Below are 26,974 nucleotides of genomic sequence, written 5' to 3'. Positions count from 1 at the left end.
CGCTCAATGCCCGGCGAACGCCTCCGCCAGCCACCAGGCACCGCCGTCGTCGGCGATCTTGGCGTCGATCACGAGGGGTCGTGCGGCGCGGGTCGCGACGTACCCGGAAACCCAGCCACGGACTGCACTAAGATCGTCCAGACTCCGCACGGTGATGCCGACTGCCCCGAAACCTCGTGCAATGGCCGCGATGTCGGTGTCGGGGAAGGTCACCGTGGACATGTCGGCGTCGCCGAAGTGGTGCACCTCGGCTCCGTAGGCGGCGTCGTTGTAGACGATCACCACCAGCGGCAGACCGATCCGGACCGCGGTGTCGAGTTCGGAGATGCCCATCAGGAAGCCGCCGTCGCCGGTGCCGAGTACCGGAAGCCGGCCCGGCTGGGCGATGCCCGCGCCGATCGCGGTTCCCACGCCGAGACCGATGGACTGGAACGCCTGCGTGAAGCAGAATCCGTGCTCATCGGGCACCGACAGATGGGTGGCCGGGTAACCCATGAAGTTGCCCGAGTCGATCGACACGACCCGCTCGGCCGGCAGCACCGTGTCCAGCGCGATGGTCAACCTGCGCGGGTCGATTCGTCGGTCGTCGGACACATCGTCGACCGGAACATCTTGCCACCGTGCGCTTTCGGTAATGCGCTCGGCAACCTTGGGGGTGCGGTAGCCGGTGGGATCGGGGTCACCGGATTCGGCGAGCAGGATCAGTGCGTCGGCGGCGGTCAGTCCGCAGTCACCGACCACCCCCAGGTCGACGGCGCGGTGCGCGCCGATGGCATCCACGTCGTCGTCGACCTGCACCACGGTGGTCGATTCCCCGATGAGCCGGCCGTGCCGCATGGTCCACATGTTGAGCGCACACCCCCAGCCGACGATGAGGTCGGCGTCGGATATCAGCTCAGCCGTTGTGGGAGAGGAGAATCCGCCGGAGATGCCCAGCGCGTACTCCTCGCCGACAAACAGACCGTTGGCCACCGCCGATGTCGCCAGCAGAGCTCCGCTGCGTTGCGCGAGCGACGCGATCTGCGGTCCCGCTCCGCGCCCGCCGCGCCCCACCACGAATACCGGACGAGACGATTTACGCAGCAGCGCAACCAGATCCATCACCGCATCGCGGTTCGGCCGGACCGCGGTCGGGGTCAGGTCCACGCGCACCGGTCCGGGCGCGTCGGCGGGCGCCGCGGCCACATCGATGGCCACGTTGAGGATCACGGTTCGCCGCTGGGTGACGGCCGTGCGGTACGCGCGCGTGACGTCGGCGACCACCGTCGATGCCGAATACACGCGGCCACTGACCGCGCCGACCGCGGCCACCATCGCCTCCTGATCGATGCGAAAGTTGGAACGCAGTGCGGCAGCGGGACTGTCGGCGGCAAGCACGATCATCGGGGTGCGACTCTTGGCGGCCTCGGTGATGCCGGTCATCGCGTTGGTCAGGCCGCAACCCTGATGCAGCGTGAGCACTCCGACACGTCCCGACATCCGTGAATAGCCGTCGGCCATCATCGCCGCGCCACCCTCGTGCCGGGCGGCGATGTACGGGACACCACCTCGTCGCAGCGCATTGGTCATCACGAAGTTGCCGCTGCCCACCACGCCGAAGGCGTGCCCGACCCCGAGTCCGGCGAGCACCTGACCGACGACGTCGCCGACGGTGGTCCCGGCCGTCATCGGGCCGCGTTCTCCACCACCGCAAGCACCCGCGACGGACTTCCCGTTCCGCCGACGATCGGGAGCGGCGTGACGATGAGTACCGCGCCCAGCGGCGGCAACTCACCGAGATTGCGTAGCGAGGTGATGCCGTACTTGTTGTTACCGAGGAAGAAGTGGTGGACCGGGAAAGCCGGGTCGAAACCCCCGGCCAGACCCGCGTCAACGCCGACCGTCTCCACCCCGAGTCCGGTGATATCGCGTTGGGTGGCAAGCCATTGCGCGCAGTCGGCGGTGACGCCGGGGGTGTGCGGGCCGGTGTCGTCGGCGTTGAGGAAGTCCTTCTGCGAACCGCCGCGGGATTCCCACCCGGTGCGCAGCAGCAGCCAGTCGCCGGCCCCGAGCCGCCGGTGCTCACTCTCCCACTCCTGCACATCGTCGACGCTGAGCAGGTAATCGGGGTCGTCGGCCACGCGTGCGGTGAGGTCGAGTACCGCGGCATGTCCGATGAGGCGTTGCACGGGGATCTGCGAGACATCGTCGCCGTCGCGTCCGGTGATCCAGTGCACGGGCGCGTCGAGGTGGGTACCGATGTGCTCACCGGTGTGAATGTTGTTGTGCCGCCAGAACGGTCCCGGTTCGTTGTAGGCGCTGACCTCCTCGAGGCTGAAGTCGATGAGATTGGCGAACGGCGGCGGCAGCACGAGTGACGGGGTCGACGCGGACAGCGGCGTGGTCAGGTCGACGACCCGAAGGTGGCCCGCGACGATCGCGTCGACGAATCCGGTGAGGTCGGTGGTGCTCATGCGGTGGTCCTTCTCTTCGGCGTCATCGGCTCAACCGTCATCATGCCCCGCCCGCCGTCCACCCGGTGTGAGAAGGTGACGCATGGACATCCGGGACGCCTTGCAAGCAGACCTCGACGCCATCACCGCGATCTACAACGACGCCGTCGAAAACACGACGGCCATCTGGAACGAGCGCGTCGTCGACGTGGAGAACCGTCGCGCCTGGATGGTCGACCGTCGGGCGGCCGGCTATCCGGTGTTGGTGGCCGACGACGACGGCGACATCGTGGGTTACGCGACCTTCGGCGACTACCGTCCCTTCGACGGCTACCGGCACACCGTCGAACACTCGGTCTATGTGCGGTTCGACCAGCGTGGACGACAGGTCGGCTGGTCGTTGATGGTCGAACTCATCGAGCGGGCACGCCAACTCGACAAGCACGTGATGATCGCCGCGGTCGACGCCGAGAACAGCGGCTCCATCCGGCTGCATGAGAAGCTCGGCTTTGTTCCGGCCGGTGAGCTGCGGCAAGTGGGTACCAAGTTCGGCCGCTGGCTCGATCTCGCGTTTCTGCAACTGACCCTGGACGATCGGGTCGATCCGGACGGGCGATCGTGAAGCCCATGCAGGAGGATGCCATCCGCTGAATCCGGCACGGTACGGCTCAACGCACCCACAACTGATACCCGCCAACCATCCGGTCGAACGAGAACTCCTCCCGTAGAACGGCAATCGTCTCCGGCGCCAGCTCGAAGAGTTGCGCGCCGGTGATGAGAACCGCGTCGCTACCCCGCCCTTGGTCGAGGATCTGCCGCTGATAATCGGTCGCCGACGGCAGACTGGCGTCGAGATCGGCGTCGGTGACGTCGACTTCGGCGATGGCGGTCGCGTAGCGATCCACGAACATCGGGCAGTCCCGGGCGATCTGATCGCCGGACACATCAGCGGCGATCAGGAGTGCCGGGTCATAGGACCAGACGCAGTCGCGGCCGGCCACCGCGTCGGCGAGACCCGTGGGTTGTTCCGGTCGCACCCCACTGACCGACAACGTGCCCAACGCCAGGACCGCCAGCACCACCACACCCGCGGCGCCGAGAACACCACCACCGATGCGCCCGGACATCCTGGCCGCGACGACGTGAACCCCGTACCCGGCGAGTAGACACACGGGTGGCGCGGCGAAGGCCGCGTAGTGGTCGTAGAAGGTCGGCGACCACAGCAAGGCGAGTACCAGCGTCAACGTGAGCGCCGACCACCACGCCGGGTCGTCCCATCGCGCAGGCGAGCGGCGTCGAATCAGCGCATGCACCAACGGAAGTGCGGCGAGAAGAAGCAGGATCACCCCGACCGTGAACCACACCGCGGCCGAGAGCAGGTCGTAGCCGATCACGTTGCCGGTGAAGAAGAACGCGCGTCGCGACATGCCCGTGTCCGACCGTGGACGGCCGGCCTGGAAGGCGATGACGTCGGTCCACATCCGGCCGGGCGCGGCCACGAAGAACGGCAGCGTCACCACCGACGCCGCACCCACCGCGCCGAGCGCGAATCGCGCCACCCGACGCCGCCCATATCGGACCGCCACCCAGACCGCGAGCACCACCAACGGCACGATCGCCCACAGCTTCACCGTCAACGCCAACCCGAGCGCCACGCCGGCCGCGGCACAGCGTCGTCGGCGCAGCAGCACCAGCGCGATCAACACCAGCAGATTCAGCACCGACTCCATCAGGACGGCGGTCTCGGCCAGCACCGTCGCCGACCACACCGCATACAGCCCACCGCCGAAGACCGCGGCCATCGCGCCGTACCTCAGCAGCAGCGTCGCCACGAGTCCCGCACATGCCGCGCCGATCAAGGCGACGACGACCTGCGCCACCAGCAGTGCGGTCGCGTCGCCGGTCCAAGCCGCCAACCAGGTCGCCGGCCCCAGCCCGACGAGCAGCCCCGGCGGATGGACGAAGACGAAGTCGCGATACGGCAGCGAGCCAGACCACAGGTGTTGCGCACCGAGGAAGTACACGGACTCGTCGAACGCGAACGACCGGCCCGACGTGCCCCGCAACAACAGCGGACCGAGCCGCAAGACCGCCGCCACGACCGCGACCAGTCCGACCACCAGCACACCCGAGCGGTTGATCGCGCGTTCCTGTGGCCGTTCGTCGACGGCAACACTCACCATGAGTAGGTAAGGGTACGCTAAGTGCCGATGTCCCCGACGTCGAAGGTCCCGCCGACGATCTCGGCGTCACCCAACGGCCGCCGGATCGCCCACCGCTCGGTGAACCGGCACACCGACATCTTCCAGCGGCCATCCTCGATCACGTACTCGTCGTCGTAGTCGCCGGTCACCACGGTTTCGGTGCGCTCGACGGTGTTGACCTGCCGGAACCGCAGACTCCACGTGCCGCGAGCGGTGCCCGCGCCGGTGATGGTGATGTCCGGGTGCATGCCGTGATGCATGTCGTAGACGACGAACCGGCCACCGATCCGAGCGGTCGCGACCTTCTCGAAGATGCGCGCCATCGGTTCGACGTCATCGAAGGCGCCGAGCCGCCCGTAGTCGATGCGCGCGCCCGACGCGATGAAGCACTCGCGGAAAGTCTTGGGGTCCTTGGCATCACAGGCCCGCCAGTATCGGTGCTTGAGACGTTTGATGTCCTCGATCTGTTCGAGGTGGCTTAGGCGGCGTGCCAGATCGTCGGCTGAGGGCATCGTCGGCCTCCGTTTCGTGGGTGCGATTCAGGATAGTTCTCAGATTCTCCGCAGCCGCCTCCCAGGCTTGATTCGTAAACTCAACCGGTGACCCTGACCACCAGCCGACCCACCCGCGCGCGTTCCGCCCTGCCGACGCTGCCGCGGATCGCGGGTGTCGTCGGCGCGGTGCTGGTCGCGGCGGGTGTCTACGGGCTGGCGGTGTGGACGTCGCCGGGTCAGCTCGTCGATCAGACGATCCTCGACCTGTGCCGACGTCTCACGCCGGTGACCGGCATCCCGCGGGTGCTGGTGCCGCAGGCGGTCAGCAATCCGTTGTTGTGGCTGGTCGTGGGCATTGTGGTGGTCGGGCTGGTGGCGCCGACGCGACGCTGGGGGTCGCTGGCCGCGCCGGTCGCCTTTCCGCCGGTGACGGTGGTCGTGGTGCAGTTCCTGCGCGACCACGTCCTGGCCCGGCCGCAGCTGCACGACTGGATCACCGAGACCAACTCGGCGCCGAGCGGGCATGCGGCTGCGGTCACCGCGTGTGCCGTCGTGGTGATGCTGGCGACGCCGCGCCGGTTCCGTCCGTGGGTGGCCGCGCTGCTGGGTACCTGGGCCGCGGTGATCGAGTTCGGTCTCATCGCCGCCGGTTGGCACCGGCCAAGCGACGTGATCATCTCGACGGTGCTGGTGGTCGGCGTCGGCTGCCTGCTGCCCGATCCGCACACCGGCCCGCGTGCCTCCCACGTCGAATGGCTGCTGGCCGGCGTCACCGTCGCGCTGGCCGCGCCGGTGCTGGTCGCGGTCTACTACCCGGCGGGAATCGCGGTTGCAACGACTGTGCTGGTGGCCGGAGTCGTGGCCGTGGCCATCACTGCCACCGGAAGATGACTGAAAACGGGCCCGTGACGCGCCACCTCTGGAATATTCCCGAGGCGAGACCTCAGGGGCCCGTTTTCAGTCATTGTCGGCGGGCTACGCCAGCATCTCCCGAATATCCGCGGCGCTGATCGCCGAGCCGAAGAGCTCCCCGTCATCGACAACGGCGTCGAACAGCGCACGCTTGCGTTCCTGCAGTCGCACCACCCGCTCTTCGATGGTGTCCGCGGACACCAGGCGGTAGACGTTCACCGGGCGTTGCTGCCCGATGCGGTGGGCGCGGTCGACGGCCTGTGCCTCGGCGGCCGGGTTCCACCACGGGTCGCAGACGAAGCAGTAGTCGGCCTCGGTGAGGTTGAGCCCGAAGCCGCCGGCCTTGAGGCTGATCAAGAACACCTGTGCCGCACCGGATCGGAAGCGTTGCACGGCGGCGGCGCGCTGTTTGGCGCTCATCGAGCCGTCGAGATAGCTGTAGACGATGCCCTCGGCGTCGAGGTGGGCGCGCAGGATGTCGAGGAACCCAGTGAACTGGCTGAACACCAGTGAGCTGTGGCCCTCGTCGACCAGGCCCGGCAGTTGCTCGATGAGGTAGTCCACCTTGGCGGAGTTCACCGAGTCGTGCGACGAATCCACCAGTGCGGCATGCAGACTCAGTTGACGTAGCATGCTCAGCGACCGGAACACCTGGAAGCGGTTCTTCTCCCAGTCACCGAGCAGACCGAGCACCTTCTGCCGTTCGCGGGCCAGCCGGGTGTCGTAGATCTTGCGGTGTTTACCGGCGAGGTCGAGCACCATCGACTGCTCCTGTTTCGGCGGCAGATCGACAGCGACCTGAGATTTTGTGCGCCGCAACATGACCGGCTTGATCCGACGACGCAGCGTCTCGAGCCGCTCGGGTGCCTGATTGGATTCGATGGGTTTGCGATAGTAATCGGTGAAGGCCGTCGGCGAGGAGAACAGGCCGGGTGCGGTCACCGACAGCAACGACCACAACTCCATCAGGTTGTTCTCCATCGGCGTGCCGGTGATGGCGAGTTTGAACTCGGAGTCGATGCGCCGCGCACACTGATGGGTTTTGCCGTTGTGGTTCTTGATGAACTGCGCCTCGTCGAAGATGACGCCGTCCCACGTGTAGGCGTCGATGTCGTCGAACAGCAACCGCAGCAGGGTGTAAGAGGTGACGACGACGTGCGCATCGCCGACGTGCTCGGCCACCGTCAGTCCGGTGCGGGCCTCGGTGGCGGTGATCGACGAGACCCGCAGTCCCGGAACGAATTTCTGGCATTCGGCGACCCAGTTGGGGACCACGCTGGTGGGCGCGATCACCAGGAACCGGCTGGTCCGTTTGGCATCGACGGCGCGTGCGATCAGCGCCAATGTCTGCACGGTCTTGCCCAGGCCCATGTCGTCGGCGAGGATGCCCCCGAGCCTGTTCTTCCACAGGAACGTCAGCCAGTTGAGGCCGTTCTGCTGATAGTCGCGGAGCTCGGCCTTGAGTCGTCGCGACGGTGCGACCGTCCGCGGTGGCTTGGCTGCGGAAAGCTTCGCCATCCGCTTACGCCATCGCGCCAGTTGCTCATCGACGGTGCCGAGGGCGAGAAGTTCTTCCCAGAAGGTGGCGTTGAGGCTGCGGGCGTTGACGCGACCCGACTCGATCTCACCGAGCGATCGCGCCTCGACGAGCAGTTCGGCCAGCGCGGCGAGTTCGGGGCTGTCGAGCGAGAAGTACTCCCCGTTGGTGAGCAGCATGTGTGTTGCGCCGCAGGATAATTCGGTGATCAGCTCGGTGATCGGGATGGCCACCGCGCCGACGGTGACGGTGACATCGAGGGAGAACCAGTCGTTGCCGGCGGTCTCGTCGGCGGTGAATGCGACCGTCGGGCTCGCCGACGCCGCGCGATACTGTGTGCCGCACTGGTAGTCGACGCGGATGCGTGGATGCAGCCGCAGTTCGGGCAGTGCCTCCCCGCAGATGACGGCGAGTTCGGTCGGTGTGAGCCGCACCGGCGCACACAGGACGCGGTTCGACGCGGCGTGTGCAGCGTCGGCAGCATTGGGCGCGGGGGAGATTCGCTCCTGCTCGAGGATGAGATCATCGTCCATGCTGAGGGCAAGGGCGGTCAGGAGGTGGGCGGTGGCCTGCTGTTGCCACGTCCCACAGAACAGGGTCAGGGTACCCATGTCGTCGCGGATCTCGTCCCAGAGCGCGGTTTCGGCGCGGGCGTCGCGGTAGGAGGTGGACCCGGCGTCGGCGGTCGGATCGAACACCACATGGGTGTCGTTGACGCGGTAGCCGACGCTCCAGTAGTAGCGGGCGCCGCCATTGGTGTCGGTGACGGTGAGCACCGCCTCTGGTCCGGTGATGACCGGCGGTGCGAGTACCCCGTCGGCGACCTGCACCGGGCGTCGAACCTGCAGGCGTGGCAGCACATCGACCGAGAACTCATCGAGATCGGCTGTCGGGATGAGGATTTCGGTTCCCTCACGGGCGGTTTGCACCTCGTGTTCACGGACCGGGGCTGGGAAGGAGCCCAGCGCGAGGGCGTCCTCGGTCAGGCTCCACATGCCGTGGACCTCCGGCCGGCCGAAGGTGCCCGAGTTGGTGGCGGCGACGGGTGTGCCGTCGATGTGGGTGGTGCTGACCAGCGTGGCGCCCTCGGGATGTTCACTGACCGAGTAACGCAGCTCGGCGGTGCCGAGTCGCACCTGCCGGGTACGCAGCGACGGGTCGGCGAGAAGGGTCACACCGGCGTTGACTGCCTCGGCGAGAATCTGCAACCAGCCGAGCGGCGGCGCCACGAGCGTGAGGTAGTCGCGAGCCGCCGCATATCCACCGCCTGTCACATGGCGGTACAGCTGCTTCAGCGCGGCCACCTGCGCGGGCTGGGCCTCGGGCATGTAGCCGACGGCGACGTCGCGCCACGACGCCCCGGTCTTGATCCAATTGTCCCGGCTTCCGGTGATCATCGGCCGCAGGGTCAGCACCTGTACCGGCTGACCCGGTCGGTGACCGGACGCACCGAAGGACAACGCCAACGGCCGGACCGCGCGCGCCGACGCCGAGGTCGGCTCGTCACAGTCGAGGATCGACGCGATCGCGGTGCGCCAGGTGGGTGCCGGTGCGGGTACGTCGCGGACAAGCTGGAGATGCGCGGCGGGGCCGGTCATCGTCGTGTTCATCGACCGCGCCGCGGTGATCAACAATGCAACCGAGTGCTTGCACCGCGACCCGACCGGGCAGGTGCACATGGCATGCACGAGATTGAACAGCGTCGGCTGATCGCGGAAGGTGATGTTCTGTCGGTACCGTTGCCCGCCGCTGCCGCGGCACAGTCCGGTCAGCAGCAACCCGTCGCCGGTCCACTTGTGCTCGACCACCATTCCCTGCATGGCGTAACCACGTCCACGACTCACCGTGTTCACCGTGAACAGACGGTGCAGTTGCGCGTTGCTGACGTCGAGGGAAGCGCTGGTCACCGGCCCGAGATTACGTGGCGTGATCCACTCCGACCACGACCCTAGGCGTGTCGCCGCGGAGAAGATTCCCGACTCGATCACTTCATTCACGCTCGTCACTTGCGGCTCGCGAGTTGCCGGGCGGGAGCCGTCGCGGGGTGGCACTGGAGGTGACTCATGGGGCGACCGTAGGCGACCCCTACGACATTGATACCGCGGCCTTGACACCCCAGCCCGATGCCGTTGGTGCCGTCACCGTAGCCTCGTCAGGTCATGACGAGATGAGCCGGCCGCTTCCCGCCATCCACACCAGGATGTCGAAACACCGGATCACGCTGATGTCCGATCCCACCCCAGCGTGTTCCCGTACGTCCCTGAGGTGCCGCCAGAGGGCACGATCGTCGTTGCGCAAATGCTCGCGGAGCGTCACGTAGAAGTCAGTGCGGTTGCCGTGGCTGAGTTCGCGGGTGACGATGCTATCGAGAACCGGAAACAGGTGCGGGCGTTTACGAGCAAGGAGTTTGCTGGTCTTGGTGGGTCCCACACCACGATTCGAGCGCAACATTTTCCAGAGTCTGTTGCCGGTATCAAGGTGTTTGTCGCTGGCGTCGATCAGTTCGAGGTCAGCAGGGACCTGCGCCGTGTTGTTACGGCGACGAGATCAACGGCCGTGAACCTATCGGCCGCAACTTCCTTCTGTTCGCCACCAGCAAGCCGTTCGAATCTTGACCCGCTGAATAGGGGCTGATCGCCCCCTTTCGAGATCGAAAAGTACCGTTGCAGTGTCAGAACGGCGGACTCGGAATTCGCAGGATCAAGAATAGGCGGCAATGTCCAAGCGGCAAACCTCATTGTCGCACCTTATCAAATTGCCGGTACTCCGCTGCGAACAATGTTTAGCACTCTTGTCCTGCACATAAAAAGGCACTTGTGACGTAGTTGTGGGTTGTTTCGGCGTGGCGTAGGGCGCAACGCCGTTGTCCTGCTTAAGGTTTGGTTTGCGAAGACTAAACCTGAGGAGTTCCGGCGTTGCGCATGTCCAGTGTAGTGCAGAAGGTGTTGACCATCGATGCGATCGTCGAGGATGTCACGCTCGAGGAGACAACTGTCGATCCCGACGGGATGGTTGTGGTCAGTGTCCGTGCCTATGCGCGTGATCGGTCCCGGTGTGGCGAATGCGGGCGGCGGTGTCCGGGCTATGACCAGGTCAGTGCGCGGCGGCGGTGGCGGCATCTGGATGTGGCCGGGCGTCGGTGCGTGCTGGCGGCGTCGCTGCGTCGGGTGCGCTGCACGGTCCATGGCGTGGTCACCGAGGCGGTGCCGTGGGCGCGGCCGCGGGCGCGGTTCACCCGGGCCTTCGACGACATGGCGGCGTGGTTGGCAGCCCATGCCACCGTCTCGGCGGTCACGCAGTTCCTGCGGGTGGCCTGGCGCACGGTGTCGGGGATCGTGGAGCGGGTCGTCGACGATCATTTCGCCGGCATCGACCGGCTCGACGGTCTGGTCAACGTGGGTATCGATGAGATCGCCTATCGCAAGGGCCATCGTTATCTGACGGTGGTGATCAACCATGACACCGGCCTGATCGTGTGGGCGAAAGAGGGCCGCGACAGTGCGGTGCTGGGCGAGTTCTTCGATGCGTTGGGTGCCGAGCGGGCGGCGATGATCGAGAAGGTCTCTGCTGATGGCGCCGAGTGGATCTGGTCGGCGGTCACCACCCGCGCTCCGCACGCCATCCAGTGTTTGGATGTGTTTCATCTGATCCAGTGGGCCGGGGCCATGGTCGACAAGGTGCGCCGGCGTACCGTGGCCACCCACGGTGGCGGCAAGGGTGCGATGTGGGCGGTGCGCAAGAGTCACGGCGATCAGTCACCCGAGCAGCGGGGGATCGTCGAGCAACTACGTGCCGACAACAGTGACCTGTATGAGGCGTACATGCTCAAAGAGCAACTCCGCGAGGCCATCCGCAGCAAGGGTCGTCGGCGGTTGGTGCTGCTGACCGGGGTGCAGGCGTGGGCCCGCGCTAGTGATATTCCTGAAATCGCCGCGTTGGGAAGGACTCTGGATCTTTACAACACACGTATCCGCAACGCCCTGCGCCACAACATTTCTAACGCGCGCAGTGAGGCCACCAACACCCACCTACGCGCATTGACCAAGCGGGCCTACGGATTCCACACTCCCGAAGCACTGATCGCGATGGCCGAACTCACCCGCGGCGGCGCGTGCCCGGAGTTGCCGTGGTCGTAATCCACCCACAAGAAGGTCAGTAGATCCCATAAAAAGGACGGCATTTGTCAACAGCAGTAACCCCGATGCAGATTCGAGATCAACACCGGGGTCACCTGTTGTTGAGCACATGTACACACAGGTAGCGCCGCTACCTAGGTGCACGTCGCCGGTCACTCAGTCAGCAGTGCCCGAACAACTCGCGCTCGCACCCGGACCCGACGAGGTGTTGGTGGAGATCACCTTGTCGCCCTGCCGAATGGTGCAGGTGATCGAACCACTGCTATTAAGTCCATTGCTCGCGAACAGACTCACCGACTTGCCCAGCCCGGTGATCTGGACCTCTTTCTTCCACGGAATGGTGATGTCGGTGTCCTGAGCGGTCTCCAGGTTGCCGGTGGTGTAGGTAGCGGATCCTGTCGGGCCGTCGCCCGTGATCTCATAGGTGACATCAACAGTCCGCTTGGCCTCGTCGTCGATCGACTCTGCTGCTCCTCCGATCAGTGCGACGCAGCCTCCGACGAGCACTAGGAAGACGACGACCAGCGCCAGAAGCACCCAGGGCCACTTCTTGCGCTTCTTCTGCGGCGGTACGTACGGGCCAGGAGGCGGGTACTGTCCCGGCTGCTGCGGATACTGCTGTCCTGGATTATTCGGATCAGTCATCTGCCACTCTTTCTCTCACCGCGGTGCGGGCGCATCTGCCCGGACCGAGAACCATTTCTGCACACACACGTTGACGGCGAACGCATTTCGCGATGCTCCAGCGATAGATCGTCAGCGAAGTGCCACCGTTACAGGACGTCCCCCGGAGGCCCGAAGGGAGATCGTTGCCGGCTGCACTCCGGTGGGCATGTCGAAAACCAGCTCCACAACGATCGCGTTGCCGGGGTTGATCTTGTTGAACCAGGACGCCTCGTCGTTCGCGTACGCGGTCGCCGACGAATCAACGTCGAAGACGCGACCGCCGGAGTCACGAACGAACTGCTGCGACGTGGTGAACTCGATCGGATGTTCCGATGTGTTCGCCACTCGAACGACGACCACGTTAAACACACCCTGCGCCGTCTCAGTCAGGACGGAGCCAACCGAGGCCAGTCCTGTGCGCAATTCCAGCACTTCGAATCGCGCGGAACTGCCATCCGGCACAGCGACATTCATGCCCGGTGTCGTTGCTGGACGTTTCTCCACCGACGACTGTTGCGGCTTCGAGGTTATACCCGAGCGGCTCGTCGACTGCTCCGATTCCGTCGAGGAGTCCGAGCTGGCCACGACGGCAAGGCAACCAGCCATCATAAGAAAGGCCATGACGGACGCACCGGCGATCAGCAACCATGCCCACCATGGAGGCCCGGATCTGCGCGGCAGCTGCGGCTGAAACGGCTGTGACCCAGCGGGCGGTGGGGATGGATAAACCATCGATCGTTCATCCTTCGAACAGGTACCGATCGCACCATTGCGAAAGGCCGATTTGACCCTAACCGGAAGAATCTGTCAAACGAAATCAGATCGTGAAACCGGCTCTTCGAAGTTGAGCGGGCAATGCCTGGTCAGGGCCGCGGCGTGTCGTTGAGGTGAGACGCCCCTGGTCTCCGGAAATCTGGATGTTGCGAAGCATCAGAATTCTTGAAGGAGTACCAGGGGCATGGCCGAGCCTACGTCGTTGTTGTTGGGGTTGGAAGGCCTGGAGGTCACCGCGGTGACCAGGGGCACCGATCGCAGTCGGGTTGTCGATGTGGTGACCGCGGATCGGCGGGCGGCACATTGCCCGCAATGCAAGGTTGCTTCGTCATCAGTGAAGGGCCACGCGGTGACACGGCCCCGCGATATCCGATACGGGGATGACCCAATCATGTTGCGGTGGACCAAAACCCGATACTACTGCGTGAATCCGGCGTGTGAGCGGCGTTCGTTCACTGAGTCGATACTGAATCGCCCCGGGTTTGCTGGAGGCTCGGTTAGTTGGTTCCGGCCTCTGCTGGGACCGGGTTCTCACGGTAGCTGGTGACCGTGTGGGCCGCCCAGTAGGCGGCCTCGTACTCGACCGGCGGGACGTGTCCGATCTCGCCGTGCAGACGGCGGTGGTTGAACCACTCGATGTACTCGGCGACCGCGATCTCGACGTCGCCGACACCGCCCCACCCGCTCTTCGGGCGCATGATCGGGTTGCGGATACATTCCGCCTTGAATAACGAGTTGAACGCCTCGGCCATCGCGTTGTCATACGAATCACCCTTGGAGCCAACCGAAGTCACCGCTTCAGCTTCGGCGAGACGCTCGGTGTAACGAATCGCTCGATACTGCACTCCGCGGTCCGAGTGGTGAATCAGTCCGGCCACATCCTGGCCGGCACGATCACGCGCCCACAATCCCATGTCTAAGGCGTCCAATGCGAGGTCGGTGTGCATCGTGGTCGAGACCTGCCAGCCGACGACCACGCGCGAGTACACGTCGAGGATGAACGCCGCGTACACCCACCCGGAGTGGGTGCGGATGTAGGTCAGGTCCGCCACCCACAAGGTGTTCGGCGCCTCGGCGGTGAACTGCCGGCCGACTCGGTCGGCCGGTTGCGGGGTTTCGGCGCCATCGCTGCGGGTGGTCCTGCGTGTCTTCAACCTCGGTATCCCTTGCAGTCCATCGGCTTTCATCAATCGTTCGACAGTGCAGCGCGCCACGTCGATATCCTTTCTGCGTAGTTCGGCGTGGACCTTGCGGGCACCGTAGACGCCGAGATTGTCGGCGTGCACGGTGCGGATCTCGCCGAGCATCTCCCGGTCACGCACCGTGCGTGGCGCCTCGGTCTTGTTCGCACTCAGGTGGGCTCGTACCGTGGACGGAGCGATCTGGGCGGCCGTGTCGCGTAGGGCCGCGCAGATCGGATCGACTCCGTGTTCGTCGCGAGAAGCGGCGACGAACTCCACGATCAACGCTGTGGGCGGTCGATCTCCGCGGCAAAAAAAGCCGACGCCTGCTTCAAGATCGTGTTCGCCCGCCGCAGCTCGCGGTTCTCCCGCTCGAGCTGCGCGATCCGCTCGGAATCGCTGCTCGTGGTCCCCGGCCGCTGCCCGCCATCGATTTCGGCTTGCTTGACCCAGGTGCGTAGCGCCTCCGGGTGCACACCGAGTTGATCGCCGATCCGTTTGAACGCTCCCGGCCGTGTGGCCGGGTCCTTGCGGGCTTCCACCGCCATCCGCGTCGCTCGCTCCTTCAGCTCAATGCTGTACTTCCGAGGTGCTGCCATGCTCTCCATCCTTCACAGGTTCGAGAGCCTCCGACGAACCCGGGGCGGTTCATACCGCAGATCCCGCCGCGGCGACGAACCACCACCCGGTTGCGCACTCAGATCGGCCGTGATGTCGGTGAGGCTGCCCGCTCGGTCAGCGAAGTCGCCGCCAGCGTGGGCGTGTCGTGGCCGACCGCGCATGCCGCGTTCATTGAGCACGCCAGCAAGGTCCTCTCCACGCCGAAACCGGTGCGTGTCCTCGGCATTGATGAAACCCGCCGTGGCAAGCCCCGATGGACTCGTGACGTCGACGGGCGGCGGTGGGTGCGTGTCGATCCGTGGGACACCGGGTTCGTCGATCTGAGCGGTGATCAGGGGCTTGAACCGCCCCGGGTTCGTCGGAGGCTCTCGAACCTGTGAAGGATGGAGAGCATGGCAGCACCTCGGAAGTACAGCATTGAGCTGAAGGAGCGAGCGACGCGGATGGCGGTGGAAGCCCGCAAGGACCCGGCCACACGGCCGGGAGCGTTCAAACGGATCGGCGATCAACTCGGTGTGCACCCGGAGGCGCTACGCACCTGGGTCAAGCAAGCCGAAATCGATGGCGGGCAGCGGCCGGGTACCACGAGCAGCGATTCCGAGCGGATCGCGCAGCTCGAGCGGGAGAACCGCGAGCTGCGGCGGGCGAACACGATCTTGAAGCAGGCGTCGGCTTTTTTTGCCGCGGAGATCGACCGCCCACAGCGTTGATCGTGGAGTTCGTCGCCGCTTCTCGCGACGAACACGGAGTCGATCCGATCTGCGCGGCCCTACGCGACACGGCCGCCCAGATCGCTCCGTCCACGGTACGAGCCCACCTGAGTGCGAACAAGACCGAGGCGCCACGCACGGTGCGTGACCGGGAGATGCTCGGCGAGATCCGCACCGTGCACGCCGACAATCTCGGCGTCTACGGTGCCCGCAAGGTCCACGCCGAACTACGCAGAAAGGATATCGACGTGGCGCGCTGCACTGTCGAACGATTGATGAAAGCCGATGGACTGCAAGGGATACCGAGGTTGAAGACACGCAGGACCACCCGCAGCGATGGCGCCGAAACCCCGCAACCGGCCGACCGAGTCGGCCGGCAGTTCACCGCCGAGGCGCCGAACACCTTGTGGGTGGCGGACCTGACCTACATCCGCACCCACTCCGGGTGGGTGTACGCGGCGTTCATCCTCGACGTGTACTCGCGCGTGGTCGTCGGCTGGCAGGTCTCGACCACGATGCACACCGACCTCGCATTGGACGCCTTAGACATGGGATTGTGGGCGCGTGATCGTGCCGGCCAGGATGTGGCCGGACTGATTCACCACTCGGACCGCGGAGTGCAGTATCGAGCGATTCGTTACACCGAGCGTCTCGCCGAAGCTGAAGCGGTGACTTCGGTTGGCTCCAAGGGTGATTCGTATGACAACGCGATGGCCGAGGCGTTCAACTCGTTATTCAAGGCGGAATGTATCCGCAACCCGATCATGCGCCCGAAGAGCGGGTGGGGCGGTGTCGGCGACGTCGAGATCGCGGTCGCCGAGTACATCGAGTGGTTCAACCACCGCCGTCTGCACGGCGAGATCGGACACGTCCCGCCGGTCGAGTACGAGGCCGCCTACTGGGCGGCCCACACGGTCACCAGCTACCGTGAGAACCCGGTCCCAGCAGAGGCCGGAACCAACTAACCGAGCCTCCAGCAAACCCGGGGCGATTCAGCTGCTGGGCCAAGTCGAGGGCCGCACCAGCAAGGCGGTCACTGACTGGCTCATCACCCAAAGTAAGCAGTTCCGCACCGAGATCACCCATGTGGTGATCGACCCGTCCGCAGCGTATGCGGCCGCGGTCACCACCGAGCTGCTTGCGAATGCGACTCTGGTTGTCGATCATTTCCATCTGATCAAGCTCGCCAACGACGCCGTCACTGGGGTGCGGCGGCGGGTCACCTTCGATGCCCACGGTCGCCGTGGCCGGAAACAAGACCCGGAATGGGCCAACCGACGGCGCCTGCTCACTGCGCGAGAACGATTGTCGGACAGATCATTTGCGAAGATGTGGAACGCTCTTATCGACAACGACCCCACCAGTGAGATCCTCACCGCCTACATCGCGAAAGAGGAACTTCGCGCACTGCTGGCCTGCGCCCGCGAAGACGCCGACGACAGCGAGGTCCGCCGGCGTCTGTACCGCTTCTACACCTGGTGCGCCGAGGCGAACATCCCCGAACTCACCCGCCTGGCCGCCACCATCGAGACGTGGTGGCCGGCGATCCTGGCATTCGTGCACACCGGCCTGACCAACGCCCGCACCGAGGGCTACAACCGGCTGGTCAAACAGGTCAAACGCGTGGCCTGCGGCTTTCGTAACACCGAAAACTCACGCCGCCGGATACGATTCCACTGCACCCGCGCCCAGCGGGCCAACAACCAGCAATTCCACTGCTGAGCAGTGCCCGGCTAACTTCGAAGAGCCCGTATACCCCTGTCGCGACAGTGTTCCGGACTGGTCAGAGCTGGATCAGATTCCCACGGAGGCGGAGTCAGACGCAGAGGCTGAAGAGCTGGTCGAACGGTGGCGCGCGGTAGTCGAATCAATATTCGGGGAGAGCGTTCGCTTCGACATACACACCCGCGACGGGGACAGCCATAGATCGAACGTGCGCGAGATACAAGAGATCGCCCGAAATCTTCGATGGTGCCGGGACAACGTCCGCTTCATCGCTGGTCGCGTCCCCGAAGCAGCGCTGCTTCACGAGGTGGACGGCCACGACCCGAACATGGCCACCAAAGACGCCAAGGCTGAGATCGAGAGAATTACGAGATCCGCTCTCAATAAGGCGAACCACGAGTCTGTTACCGCTGCAGAGATCCTCGAAACCCAGAAGCGTATGCTCGCCGGTCTAGCGAACTCTGCACACCAGGCATCCCCGCTTCTCAGCTCTGCCTACGCCGCCGTCCTCTGTGCATTGGGTACGTGATGCGAGTGCGGTACCCTACATCTGTGGCCGGAACCCCAAGCACATCGAAGGACACGGTAATTGATTTGTTCGCCGGCCCTGGGGGCCTAGACGTTGCCGCTCACTGGCTGGGCTTACCTGTTGTCGGCGTCGAGCTCGACGCAGATGCGATTGCCACCCGGCACGCCGCCGGTTTGAAGTCACATCATAGAAGCGTTCAGAGATGCACACCTGCGGACTTCCGGGCAACCATTCTGACGGCGGGGCCGCCTTGCCAGACGTTCACCGTCGCCGGCACAGGCAGGGGACGCTCGGCGTTGAACACCCTTCTCTTGCTCGTTAAGAAAGTGGCAAGAGGGGAGGACATTTCCAAGTCGTTGAGCGAGTTCGATGACGAACGTACTGGTTTGGTCCTCGAACCCCTGAAGTGGGCATTCGCCGCCTATTCTGCAGGTGTACCTTACGGATCGCTTGTCTTCGAACAGGTTCCGTCTGTCCTCCCAGTTTGGGAGCAGATGGCAGAGGCTCTTGAAGAGATTGGATACCGTGCGATTCCAAAGGTTCTGTGGACAGAAGAGTATGGCGTTCCCCAAACTCGTCGACGCGCCGTGCTCATCGCGCGTCACAAGAGCATGGGTGGTCTGGCTGCACTCGAACCATCACACGCTCGCTTTCGCCGGGGACTTCCCCAGGGCAGTGAGGCTCCGGCATACCCGCGGTGTGTATCGATGAGTGAGGCACTGTCTTTGATACCAAAGAACAACCGCCCACAACAGTTTGAACTCGTCTCCAACTACGGATCGGGTGGAGTCTCAACCAATCGTGGCGTTCGTCACTCTTCCCTACCTGCCTACACCATCACCGGCAAAGCAAACAGAAACAGGATAAGGGGGATACGCGGCAAAGACTACGGGCGTCTTACCATTCAGGAAGCCGGCGTCCTCCAGACCTTCCCGTACGACTATCCATGGCGCGGCAGCAATCAGGCTCAACAGGTAGGCAACGCAATTCCGCCGCGCATGGGAGTTCATATATTGGCTGCGGCTCTCGGGCGCGAGTTCAAAAGGAGGGATCTCGATGCGGCGGTCAGGCGACCTTGGGCAGGATCGTTTGGCTGCATTCCCACACGAGAAGCATAGTGACCGACAAAATCAACTAGTTTGTCGTTTCCAGGTAACCAGCCAGCGTCTCCCTTGTGTTTTCATCGACAACCCAGTCATCGTAGCCGACCCCAAATAGCGTTCGTTTCGCGATCTTCGACTTTATCGTGCCGGCAGCCACCGCGGGATTACGGAATTCTTTGCCGGCTAGTGAGCTGATTCCAGGCGCTCTGGCTATCCTGAGTTTGGTGCTTTCCGGGTCGAAGAAGCCGACGATCCGATGGCCGTCGAAATCAAGAATGACCCGCAATTCGTTATCAGCTGACCATTGTAGGTCTGGTGGCGCTGTGGCCGTGACCCTCTCTTCGCGTATGTCGGTTTGTGCCGTTGTCACTTCATCGGACGCAGCAGCGGCTATCGGCCTCTTCCGAGGAACACCAAGGCCAAGTAAATCCCAGCGATCGAGTCCGTCCTCTACGACCCACGCTTCTATGTTGATGTGATCAGCGTGGCGATCTCGAGGATTGGATCTTGCCCGTGCCTGTCGACGGTCACGTAATTCCCCAGGTGTGTCCGTCACGGATTTCCCCATGTTCGGGTGTGCTGGGTTGAGGGTAGCTGGGGTTGTGGGTTAGGTGGTTTTCGGTGTTCGTCCGGGGCGTTTGCGTGGTCGGTAGGACGGGCCGTCCATGAGGATCTGGTGGCTGGTGTTGATGAGTCGGTCGAGTAGTGATTCGGCGACGACGGGGTTGGGGAACAGGGGGTACCAGTCTTTGGGTGCGCGGTTGCTGGTGAGGATGACGGGTTTGGCTGCGATGGCGCGGTCGGAGACGAGGTCGTAGAGGTCGTCGGAGCCGGTGGTGGTGTGTTCGCGCATGGCGAAGTCGTCGATGATCAGGACGGCGGGGCGGGTGTATTCGCGCATGCGTTGCCCGATGGTGCGATCGGCGTGGCCGCCGGCGAGGTCGGCGAGCATGCGGGCGCATTTGACGAATCGGATGTCGTGTCCGCGTAACGCGACTTGGTGGCCGAGTGCTTGTGCCACATGGGTTTTGCCGACTCCGACGGGTCCGTAGAGGATGACTGATTCGCCGGCGTCGAGCCAGCGCAGGGCGGCGAGGTCACGCAGCATCGCGGCGGGCAGTTTCGGGTTGGCGGTGAAGTCGAAGTCGTCGAAGGTTGCTGATTGTTCGAAGCGGGCCCGGCGCACGCGCCGCGCCAGGGCGGCGGACTCACGGCGGGCGATCTCGTCTTCGCACAACACCTGCAGGAACTCCAGGTGACCCAGTTCGCCGGCGCGGGTTTGGGCCAGCCGGGCGTCGAGGGTGTCGAGCATGCCGGTCAACTTCAACGTTTTCAACGCGGCTCGCAGGCTGGGATCATGAATGGTCATCAGAACGTCCTTAGTGGAATAAGCTGGTAGTTAATGGGATTGGGTGTGAGGTCTACTGGCCGGCTGCCGTGTCGAGGTCGTCGGCGAAGGCGTGCGGGCCACGCAGAAATGCCGGTGGTGTCGGCGCTACCGGCGATGTGGTGATGGTGTCGTCGTATTCGGTACCGGCGATCAGGATGCCTTTGATGGTGCGTGGCCCGACATCGCCGACGGCGATCGCGCGGGCGCAGGCGGCGTTGATGCGGTCATCGGGATACTTGGTGCGCAAGCCGACGATGGACTGGATCGCGCGCAGGCGGTGGATCGCATTGACCTCGGAGAGTTCAGCGACGACTGCGACCGCGTGCTCGCCGATCTCTTCGGCCTGCTTGCGGCACCACGCCACCGGGCGGGAGTGGTAGGCGACCTTGTGCGGCGGATAGTGCTCGAGGTTGGTTGCTCGTCCGCTCAGGTGCAGTACGTGGGTTGCCACGACCTGGTCGTCGGCGAAGACCTGGACCATATCCCCGCACGTGCGGACCCGCACGTGTGAGCCGATCAGCCGCCACGGCACCGAGTACAACGCTGTGCCCGCCTTGACATGACAGTCGGGGGCGACCTTGCCCACGTGGTAGGTGACACGTTCAAATCGTCTGGGCGGCAACGGAGTCAACACATCCCGTTCGATCTGCGCGAACAGTTCGGCGGGCGGCACCCCATCGATCCCGCGGTGGGCGTGGCGGCCGTACACGTTCAGACACCAGTCGAGGGCGGCCTGTTGCATCTGCGGCAGGCTGGTGAACTCGCGGCCCGTGAAGAACGAGTCCCGAATGTAGGGCATCGGGCGCTCGATGCGCGGTTTGTCTTTCGGAGTGAACGCGCGCGCCGGATCGATCAGCACCTCGTAGAACGAGGCGAGTTCGGCGTAGGCCCGGTTGATCTGCGGATCGTAGAGATCAGGCTTGCTGACCCCGGTCTTGAGGTTGTCACAAACGATTCGCTCGGGCACGCCGCCGAAAAACTCGAACGCATCCACATGCGAAGCGCACCAAGATGTTTGGTCCATCTTGAGGACCGGCTGCACAAACAACCACCGCGAGCACGACAGGATGATCGCGAACGCCCACACCGACACCCGCTTCCCGGTCTCAGGGTTGGTCCACATCCCGAGCTTGCCGTAATCGACTTGGGCTTCCTCGCCTGCAGGTACCGGGGGTCGTGGTGGGGTTGCGCGTTTCTCGTTGATCTTGTCAGCGAAATGTGCTGTCACATAACGGCGTACCGACGATTCCGACACATCAACCCCGTGGTCGTCGCGCAGACGTTGCGCGATCGTGGCCACCGTCACCGTGGCATCGAGCTGGCCGCTGATCCACTTATGATGCTTGGCGATCGGCGGCCACGTCACCGCCCGCGTCGAGGGATCGACAACTTCGGGGAACCAGCCGCCGATCAACTCCCGCCACACCGACTCGTCGAACTTGTCCCCGGTGCCCGGGCTCATTCCCGCCGCCAGCGCCGGCGCGAGATACTTGCGGATGGTCTTGCGATCCAGGCCCAACGCCTGGGAAATCTGTACCTGCGAGCGTCCGGCATACCAATGCCGAAACAACTCCAACAGCTGGGTCATCGTCAACGTCCTCCGTGCCACCTCAGGCCCCTTCCAGGGGCCCGGGAAGGGGCCCTGCAAGGAGCGAACCTGTAGCAGCACCCCAACCCCGCCCGACACGCCCCAGGGTGGGGAATTACGTGACGGACAGGTGAGGAATTACGTGACGGACAACCCCACCAACCTGGGGAATTACATGACCGCTGACACCGTGCCTCAACAACTGCTTTGACGCGCTTGGCATAAGGTCCGACTGGCGCAATGTAAAACTTGGGCGGCGTGGTGCCTCGATCCAGAAAGATGATCGCATCGTGCTCAGCAGTGCGTTCTCCGAGATCACCATCAGTGGTCCTGACCCTCCAATTGCCACCGATGCCGCTGTGGACGCGAACCAGCTTGGTTCGTCCTGCTGGATCACGGATCTCAAGCGTCCCGCTCACATGATCGGAGGCCAGAGACGCTTCACCGCCTTCGACACCGATCTGCTCAATCACCGCCCGTATCGCCGGACTCATCGAGACGTGCGCCCGCGGTTCTGGCAACGGCTCCACTGCTTCTGGGGCAACCTGCACGTCGCCCGTGTCTGGCAGGGGGGTAGCCGCGTCCTGCGACTCCGGTCCGGCCGCGGCAGGGAGCTCGATTCGGCCGCCGACGGATTGCCAGAACTCACCAAGGCGCTCGCTGGAGACTGTCCGCAGAATCTCGGCCGCCGACCCCAACTCCGCCCGGATCTGGGGCGCGGATGTGGGTATTTCGCCCAACACGTCGCGAGCGCGGGCTAGGGCATCTAGAGCGACTATTCGCCGATCGCTGTCTCGGACCTTGACATCGCCAATACCCGCCAGGACACCACCCACCCGCATCCAGTTGAGTTCATCGAGACCGTTCATCAGTGCATCTTCGACTTCGAGATCAGGAAGCAAGTCGCGTAGTTCACGCCAGGTGAGCAGACCCTCGTGCTCAGCCACGATGTCGAGGATTGCGCCTCGGGGATCCCATATCTCCGTCTCCACGACAGGAACAGGAATCTCGTTTGCACCAATGTCCTCGACGTCTGACCTCGGGGAGAGCCAGTCTTTGAGCCGATCAGCGGCCTCCTGAGGATCGACGTCGCGGCGTTGCGCGGCAATCGGCACAAGCTCGTCAAGGTGCGTCTCGGCCAGCGAGCCCACGTCCGGGTCCTCGATGGTCGCGTTTACGTACACCACCACGATCGCGCTGCGTAGGGCCCAGTCCGCAGGATGCACCACCCTACCCATACGCTGTAGCATCTGCGCGCGGGATCTCGCTGCTGCGGTCACGATTCCCACCTGAGATGTGGGGACCGGAACGCCCTCGTCCATTAATCGCGCGGTAGCGAGGACCTTCACTGCTTCGCTACTGAACCGGCCGATGGTAAACGGGATATTGCTGCTCGACGATATGAAGTCAGCGGTGACACCACTCTGGGTCGAAACGACTTCTGCGATGCTTTCCGAGATGCTCTCTGGGTCTGTGAAAACCGTTGTCCGTTGGGCTGTGGCAACACCTCTTGCAATCTCAGCAACAGCCTGAATTTTCGACTGACACATTGCCGTTACGCGACGCCGCGCGTCCACCGCCTCAAGATACTCATGTGCCAAGAAACTGATCTCACCCACAAGCGACCCAGAGTCGATATCCCGCGCGGTCTCGTAGATCCCGGCACTCAGATCTGCTCCTGTGTCGCGAAGCTTGCGTTCCGCACTCTCGATCCGGCGCGACAACGCTTCGTACTCGTCGCGCTCTTTGGATGAAAAGCTCACCCCTACGGTCAAAACCAACGGCTTTCCCAGAATTCCTTCATCGACCGCACGGGTGTACGAACAGCCGGAGATTCGCTCACCAAAGTAGGGACGCAGGACCCGCTGTATCTGCGCATTGCTCCCTTCGTACGATGCCGTCAGTCCGAGCTTCTCCGTTAAACCTTCGCGAGGAAATACGGACGCGGTGAGTGTGGCGGCACCGAATCGTTGGATCTCGTCGACCACCAACAGGCCGGCTTCCCGAAACGCAGTCAGACGCTTATTGCCCAACCCCTCGACTGTGGTAACGACCATCTGTTCAGCGACAGCGATAGCACGTGTTGAATGCGGTGTACCGACCTTCACGCCAGGGAAGGCTGTTTCGAGTACGCCACGCCAGTGATCCGCCAAATCGCGATCGGGCAGGAGGACCAGCGTCGGGACGCCCCGTCTTCTCGCGTCTGCGATGGCGGCCACTCCCACGTCAGTCTTTCCGGCGCCGGTCACGGCCTCGATGACCCCTGCTCGTCCGGCGACCAGCCACCGTTGAAAGGCGTCGACCTGCCACGGCCGCAGACCACGATTCATCCCCAGTCGCTGCGCCATGTCGTCTGATGAGACGACACTCCACTTGTCAGACCCTTCGGGGGGCCGCACGAACACCTGGTCGCACTCGAGCAGTACCTCTTGGACAGCGGTCACGGGCTGGGAGAGGCGCTCTCCCAGTTCGACGGAGGTCAAGGGTCCTACCCTGGTGAGCTCGCCGAGCACCGATTCGCCGAGTGACTGCATCGTCCCGTTACCCCTGTCGTCGCCGTCCGCTACGTTGATCTTCAAGTATTAGATCAATCGACACCGACGAGGTTCACCGCATGAAGGCCGAGGCCAAACTTGTCCGCGAGTTGTTCGAGGGTGAGCAGTGTCTGGTGGTGCCGGTGTTCCAGCGTCCGTACGTGTGGGACAGGGTGAAGAACTGGGAGCCCTTGTGGGCCGACGTGATCTCCATGTCGGAGTCGTTCGCGGCCGGACATACCGCGGAGCCGCACTTCCTGGGGGCGGTTGTCCTCGACTCGACGGACAAGGACGCGGCGGACATCAGCGTGCTCCAGGTCATCGACGGGCAACAGCGGATCACCACGCTCCAGATCGCGCTCTGCGCAATTCGCGATGCGTTCCAGACCGCAGAGGTGGAGGAGACGTTCACCAAGGCGCTGAACAGACTCGTCACCAACGAGGATCAACTCTCGACCGCCGAGTTCGCTCCGTACAAGGTCTGGCCGACGCTTCGCGATAGACGTGTGTTCGCGGGGATCGTCGACCGCCGGAGTCCCGACGAAGATCAGGATTCGCGGCTCCTCGACGCGTACCAGTTCTTCTACGAAGCTGCGCTGGAGTGGCTCGCCGACGTCGATCAGGACCGCGCCCGAATCCAATCGCTCGTCCACGCCCTACGGATAGGGCTGCAGTTGGTCGTGATCGAACTCGCCGCAAATGACAACGCACAAGTGATCTTCGAGAGCCTCAACGACCGCGGGACACCTCTCCTGCCCAGCGATCTGGTGAAGAACTCACTGTTTCAAAAGCTGGAGCGCGCCGGCGCGGACGTTGAACGGATTTTCGATGACTACTGGCGACGACTCGAGACCTCGTTCTGGCAAGCGGAAGTCCGACAAGGTCGACTCATTCGAACCCGCGTCGACGCCTTCTTCGCACACTATCTCACTATGCGGACTGGGGAAGAGGTGCTTGCCACCGGACTCTTCAACCGTTTCAAGGATCTCTCGGCACAGATGTCTCTGGCAGAGCTGGAGACCCTGACACGAGAGGTCGCCGAATGCAGCGACTTGTATCGCGCGATCATCGATCCCCTCGGCGATGACGCGCACACTCGACTCCTGAAAACCGCCGAGACGCTCGACACGACCGTGTTGTCGCCGGTGGTGCTCTACCTGGACCGAGAAGCCGGCGATAGCGACCGCGCAGAAGCATTTATTTACATTGAGTCATGGCTCGTTCGGCGCGCTGTACTGCGTTCGACCAGCAAGAACTACAACCGCATGCTGTTGGAGCTGCTGAAGGCGTTGAAGCGCAGTCAGCAGCCGTATGCGCCGGTTGTCCGAGAGTTCTTCCTGAACAACGATTCCGAGTCGGGCCGTTGGCCGACCGATGCGGAAATCCGCGAGGCATTGGTGTCGGCGCCGATATTCCGAAACCTGACACGTGCCCGGATCCGGATGGTGCTTCGTGGGTGCGAGCTCGGCTTGATCGGGAACTTCGAGGTAGCGCCCGATCTCACCTCGACGGACTATGCACTACTCGCGGGAGCAGAGGATCCCATCGACGATACGCTGCGCGCATCGTTGGGCAATCTGACGTTGTTCGATAGCCCCCGCGCACTGTCTCGGGCGTCAACGTGGGGAGAGCGACGATCCATGCTCACCGAATCCACACTTGCGCTCAACGCCGCTCTGCCAGAGTCGCTGGATGGTGTGGCGATCAGCATGCGGGGTGCACTTCTCGCAGATGGCTTCTGTCGAACGTGGCCTCACCCCAATGCCGAGGTCGTCCCCGCGGCGGCGCCTGCGATATCAGAGGCCGAACCACAACCTGATCCCGACGACTGGATTCGAACCGCATGGGCCGAGATCGAGGAGTTCTTCGACCGCCTCCCAGTGGGTTCCGTCTCCCGCGTCGAAGATCGCGTCACCCAAGCACTCCCAGGCGATGCCGGGGCTCTGGGTGTGCTCAAAGATGATCCCGTGACCGGGTTCGAGTTTCGCGAGATCGCAGGCACTCTCTATATCGAGAAGGTTGCCGCCCCCTCCGGAGCGTCGCAGGATGTACCTGCCAACGACGGGCGAGAGCAGGATGCTCAGAAATCACCGGTGGCCGAGAAACTCTTTTCCGATGCCGAGAACACCGATGGCAAGGTCCGAGCCGCAAGCCGAGTCGTCTACGAGGAGACGATCGGTGATCTCATCCTGGCGGGATACATACACGAAGGCGACCGCGTTTACCACGAGCAGCCTCGAAAGGGCCGATCCTTCGCTGCCCGAATCAGTCGGGCCGGCCGCCTACTTGTGGGGCATCGTGAGTTCGCGACACCCTCAGGCGCGTTGTCGGACCTAGTGGGTTCCAACAGGAATGGCTGGCGCGACTGGCGGCTGGAGCGGACCGGCGAAACACTCGAGCAGGTGCGCGAGCGGTTTCGTAGACGCAAGCCCGACTGA

24 protein-coding genes and 2 other annotated features are annotated in these 26,974 nt (G+C 63.9%); of the genes, 10 read left to right on the top strand and 14 right to left on the bottom strand.

The annotated features are described in order from the left end of the window. Positions 1-3: 3 nt before the first annotated feature. Both GBRO_RS01855 and GBRO_RS01850 read right to left on the bottom strand, forming a co-directional pair. Positions 4-1,668, bottom strand: a complete 1,665-nt coding sequence (locus tag GBRO_RS01855; RefSeq protein ID WP_012832302.1) for a thiamine pyrophosphate-binding protein — start codon at positions 1,666-1,668, stop codon at positions 4-6. Next, positions 1,665-2,453, bottom strand: a complete 789-nt coding sequence (locus GBRO_RS01850; protein WP_012832301.1) for a cyclase family protein — start codon at positions 2,451-2,453, stop codon at positions 1,665-1,667. Before GBRO_RS01850 ends, GBRO_RS01855 begins: the two co-directional genes overlap by 4 nt. Before the next feature lie 82 nt (positions 2,454-2,535). On the opposite strand from GBRO_RS01850, the gene GBRO_RS01845 reads away from it, so the two are divergent. After that, on the top strand, positions 2,536-3,054 hold the full coding sequence (locus GBRO_RS01845; protein ID WP_012832300.1) for a GNAT family N-acetyltransferase: 519 nt from the start codon (positions 2,536-2,538) through the stop codon (positions 3,052-3,054). A 46-nt stretch (positions 3,055-3,100) separates the two neighbouring features. On the opposite strand, the gene GBRO_RS01840 is transcribed toward GBRO_RS01845, so the two are convergent. Both GBRO_RS01840 and GBRO_RS01835 read right to left on the bottom strand, forming a co-directional pair. Next, positions 3,101-4,615 carry a glycosyltransferase 87 family protein gene (locus tag GBRO_RS01840; RefSeq protein WP_012832299.1) on the bottom strand — a complete coding sequence of 505 codons (1,515 nt, stop codon included), beginning with the start codon at positions 4,613-4,615 and terminating at the stop codon, positions 3,101-3,103. Positions 4,616-4,632: 17 nt separating this feature from the next. Further along, the gene (locus GBRO_RS01835; RefSeq protein WP_012832298.1) at positions 4,633-5,148 is read right to left on the bottom strand and encodes a nuclear transport factor 2 family protein; all 516 of its coding nucleotides are present in this window, start codon (positions 5,146-5,148) and stop codon (positions 4,633-4,635) included. A gap of 87 nt (positions 5,149-5,235) precedes the next feature. On the opposite strand from GBRO_RS01835, the gene GBRO_RS01830 reads away from it, so the two are divergent. Next, positions 5,236-6,021, top strand: a complete 786-nt coding sequence (locus tag GBRO_RS01830) for a phosphatase PAP2 family protein (protein WP_012832297.1) — start codon at positions 5,236-5,238, stop codon at positions 6,019-6,021. 84 nt (positions 6,022-6,105) lie between these two features. On the opposite strand, the gene GBRO_RS01825 is transcribed toward GBRO_RS01830, so the two are convergent. The 3 genes from GBRO_RS01825 to GBRO_RS27655 all read right to left on the bottom strand — a co-directional run bounded on the left by GBRO_RS01825 (position 6,106) and on the right by GBRO_RS27655 (position 10,317). Beyond that, complete coding sequence (locus GBRO_RS01825; RefSeq protein WP_041920139.1) at positions 6,106-9,486, bottom strand: DEAD/DEAH box helicase; 3,381 nt, start codon at positions 9,484-9,486, stop codon at positions 6,106-6,108. Between the two features lie 250 nt (positions 9,487-9,736). After that, complete coding sequence (locus tag GBRO_RS27335) at positions 9,737-10,078, bottom strand: DUF6308 family protein (protein WP_269205533.1); 342 nt, start codon at positions 10,076-10,078, stop codon at positions 9,737-9,739. Further along, positions 10,078-10,317, bottom strand: coding sequence for a DUF6308 family protein (locus GBRO_RS27655; protein WP_370452860.1), 240 nt, complete (start codon positions 10,315-10,317; stop codon positions 10,078-10,080). Before GBRO_RS27655 ends, GBRO_RS27335 begins: the two co-directional genes overlap by 1 nt. Before the next feature lie 177 nt (positions 10,318-10,494). Between GBRO_RS27655 and GBRO_RS01815 the strand changes: the two genes are divergently transcribed. Further along, positions 10,495-11,715, top strand: a complete 1,221-nt coding sequence (locus tag GBRO_RS01815) for an ISL3 family transposase (RefSeq protein ID WP_012832294.1) — start codon at positions 10,495-10,497, stop codon at positions 11,713-11,715. Positions 11,716-11,871: 156 nt separating this feature from the next. Here the strand turns inward: GBRO_RS01815 and GBRO_RS01810 are convergent, their stop codons facing one another. After that, complete coding sequence (locus tag GBRO_RS01810) at positions 11,872-12,360, bottom strand: hypothetical protein (RefSeq protein WP_012832293.1); 489 nt, start codon at positions 12,358-12,360, stop codon at positions 11,872-11,874. A gap of 111 nt (positions 12,361-12,471) precedes the next feature. Further along, positions 12,472-13,026, bottom strand: coding sequence for a DUF4352 domain-containing protein (locus GBRO_RS01805; RefSeq protein ID WP_227892837.1), 555 nt, complete (start codon positions 13,024-13,026; stop codon positions 12,472-12,474). Positions 13,027-13,339: 313 nt separating this feature from the next. On the opposite strand from GBRO_RS01805, the gene GBRO_RS27650 reads away from it, so the two are divergent. Beyond that, positions 13,340-13,702 carry a transposase family protein gene (locus GBRO_RS27650; RefSeq protein WP_012832291.1) on the top strand — a complete coding sequence of 121 codons (363 nt, stop codon included), beginning with the start codon at positions 13,340-13,342 and terminating at the stop codon, positions 13,700-13,702. Here GBRO_RS27650 and GBRO_RS01800 read toward each other — a convergent pair. Further along, positions 13,653-14,935, bottom strand: a protein-coding gene (locus tag GBRO_RS01800) for an IS3 family transposase (protein WP_370452859.1) whose coding sequence is annotated in 2 segments (ribosomal slippage) — positions 13,653-14,653 and positions 14,653-14,935 — 1,284 coding nt in all. Because the reading frame shifts where the segments join, the coding sequence is not laid out codon by codon here. The genes GBRO_RS27650 and GBRO_RS01800 overlap by 50 nt on opposite strands. Next, positions 14,529-14,657, bottom strand: a sequence feature (AL1L pseudoknot). Its footprint overlaps the gene before it by 129 nt. On the opposite strand from GBRO_RS01800, the gene GBRO_RS26735 reads away from it, so the two are divergent. From GBRO_RS26735 to GBRO_RS25035, 5 genes are all read left to right on the top strand, one after another. Next, entirely contained in the window at positions 14,819-15,337 is a 519-nt protein-coding gene (locus GBRO_RS26735) for a helix-turn-helix domain-containing protein (protein ID WP_147290618.1), read from the top strand. The two genes, GBRO_RS01800 and GBRO_RS26735, sit on opposite strands and share 117 nt — an antisense overlap. Before the next feature lie 12 nt (positions 15,338-15,349). Then, a protein-coding gene (locus GBRO_RS01780) for an IS3 family transposase (protein ID WP_370452859.1) occupies positions 15,350-16,632 on the top strand; the annotation gives its coding sequence in 2 pieces (ribosomal slippage) (positions 15,350-15,632 and positions 15,632-16,632; 1,284 coding nt in all). Continuing rightward, positions 15,628-15,756, top strand: a sequence feature (AL1L pseudoknot). Its footprint overlaps the gene before it by 129 nt. Further along, complete coding sequence (locus tag GBRO_RS01775; RefSeq protein WP_083775505.1) at positions 16,595-17,389, top strand: transposase; 795 nt, start codon at positions 16,595-16,597, stop codon at positions 17,387-17,389. The genes GBRO_RS01780 and GBRO_RS01775 overlap by 38 nt, the downstream gene beginning before the upstream one ends. 211 nt (positions 17,390-17,600) lie before the next feature. Beyond that, a complete protein-coding gene (locus GBRO_RS01770; protein ID WP_041919672.1) occupies positions 17,601-17,921 on the top strand; it encodes a hypothetical protein in 321 nt (106 codons plus the stop codon). Positions 17,922-17,944: 23 nt separating this feature from the next. Beyond that, a complete protein-coding gene (locus GBRO_RS25035; protein WP_041919671.1) occupies positions 17,945-19,039 on the top strand; it encodes a DNA cytosine methyltransferase in 1,095 nt (364 codons plus the stop codon). Between the two features lie 16 nt (positions 19,040-19,055). On the opposite strand, the gene GBRO_RS25885 is transcribed toward GBRO_RS25035, so the two are convergent. From GBRO_RS25885 to GBRO_RS01750, 4 genes are read right to left on the bottom strand one after another with little or no spacing between them, the layout of a single operon-like run. Further along, positions 19,056-19,580, bottom strand: coding sequence for a hypothetical protein (locus GBRO_RS25885; RefSeq protein WP_147290617.1), 525 nt, complete (start codon positions 19,578-19,580; stop codon positions 19,056-19,058). 51 nt (positions 19,581-19,631) lie between these two features. Then, entirely contained in the window at positions 19,632-20,393 is a 762-nt protein-coding gene (gene istB / locus GBRO_RS01760; protein WP_012832286.1) for an IS21-like element helper ATPase IstB, read from the bottom strand. 52 nt (positions 20,394-20,445) lie between these two features. After that, positions 20,446-22,002 carry an IS21 family transposase gene (istA, locus tag GBRO_RS01755; protein ID WP_012832285.1) on the bottom strand — a complete coding sequence of 519 codons (1,557 nt, stop codon included), beginning with the start codon at positions 22,000-22,002 and terminating at the stop codon, positions 20,446-20,448. A 2-nt stretch (positions 22,003-22,004) separates the two neighbouring features. Continuing rightward, the gene (locus GBRO_RS01750; protein WP_227892836.1) at positions 22,005-24,581 is read right to left on the bottom strand and encodes a DEAD/DEAH box helicase; all 2,577 of its coding nucleotides are present in this window, start codon (positions 24,579-24,581) and stop codon (positions 22,005-22,007) included. A gap of 35 nt (positions 24,582-24,616) precedes the next feature. Here GBRO_RS01750 and GBRO_RS01745 point away from each other — a divergent pair, with 35 nt between their 5' ends. Then, the gene (locus GBRO_RS01745) at positions 24,617-26,974 is read left to right on the top strand and encodes a GmrSD restriction endonuclease domain-containing protein (RefSeq protein WP_012832283.1); all 2,358 of its coding nucleotides are present in this window, start codon (positions 24,617-24,619) and stop codon (positions 26,972-26,974) included.

This window comes from Gordonia bronchialis DSM 43247, assembly GCF_000024785.1.
Taxonomy (GTDB): domain Bacteria; phylum Actinomycetota; class Actinomycetes; order Mycobacteriales; family Mycobacteriaceae; genus Gordonia; species Gordonia bronchialis.
The sequence above is the reverse complement of the archived record's forward strand: the minus strand, read 5'-3'. Positions and strand labels throughout refer to the sequence as shown.

What these genes read in the sequence shown, in the direction of transcription:
- GBRO_RS01855 (WP_012832302.1), bottom strand. Translation starts at nt 1,668, where the DNA reads ATGACGGCCGGGACCACCGTCGGCGACGTCGTCGGTCAGGTGCTCGCC.
- GBRO_RS01850 (WP_012832301.1), bottom strand. Translation starts at nt 2,453, where the DNA reads ATGAGCACCACCGACCTCACCGGATTCGTCGACGCGATCGTCGCGGGC.
- GBRO_RS01845 (WP_012832300.1), top strand. Translation starts at nt 2,536, where the DNA reads ATGGACATCCGGGACGCCTTGCAAGCAGACCTCGACGCCATCACCGCG.
- GBRO_RS01840 (WP_012832299.1), bottom strand. Translation starts at nt 4,615, where the DNA reads ATGGTGAGTGTTGCCGTCGACGAACGGCCACAGGAACGCGCGATCAAC.
- GBRO_RS01835 (WP_012832298.1), bottom strand. Translation starts at nt 5,148, where the DNA reads ATGCCCTCAGCCGACGATCTGGCACGCCGCCTAAGCCACCTCGAACAG.
- GBRO_RS27655 (WP_370452860.1), bottom strand. Translation starts at nt 10,317, where the DNA reads ATGAGGTTTGCCGCTTGGACATTGCCGCCTATTCTTGATCCTGCGAAT.
- GBRO_RS01810 (WP_012832293.1), bottom strand. Translation starts at nt 12,360, where the DNA reads ATGACTGATCCGAATAATCCAGGACAGCAGTATCCGCAGCAGCCGGGA.
- GBRO_RS27650 (WP_012832291.1), top strand. Translation starts at nt 13,340, where the DNA reads ATGGCCGAGCCTACGTCGTTGTTGTTGGGGTTGGAAGGCCTGGAGGTC.
- istB (WP_012832286.1), bottom strand. Translation starts at nt 20,393, where the DNA reads ATGACCATTCATGATCCCAGCCTGCGAGCCGCGTTGAAAACGTTGAAG.
- istA (WP_012832285.1), bottom strand. Translation starts at nt 22,002, where the DNA reads ATGACCCAGCTGTTGGAGTTGTTTCGGCATTGGTATGCCGGACGCTCG.
- GBRO_RS01745 (WP_012832283.1), top strand. Translation starts at nt 24,617, where the DNA reads ATGAAGGCCGAGGCCAAACTTGTCCGCGAGTTGTTCGAGGGTGAGCAG.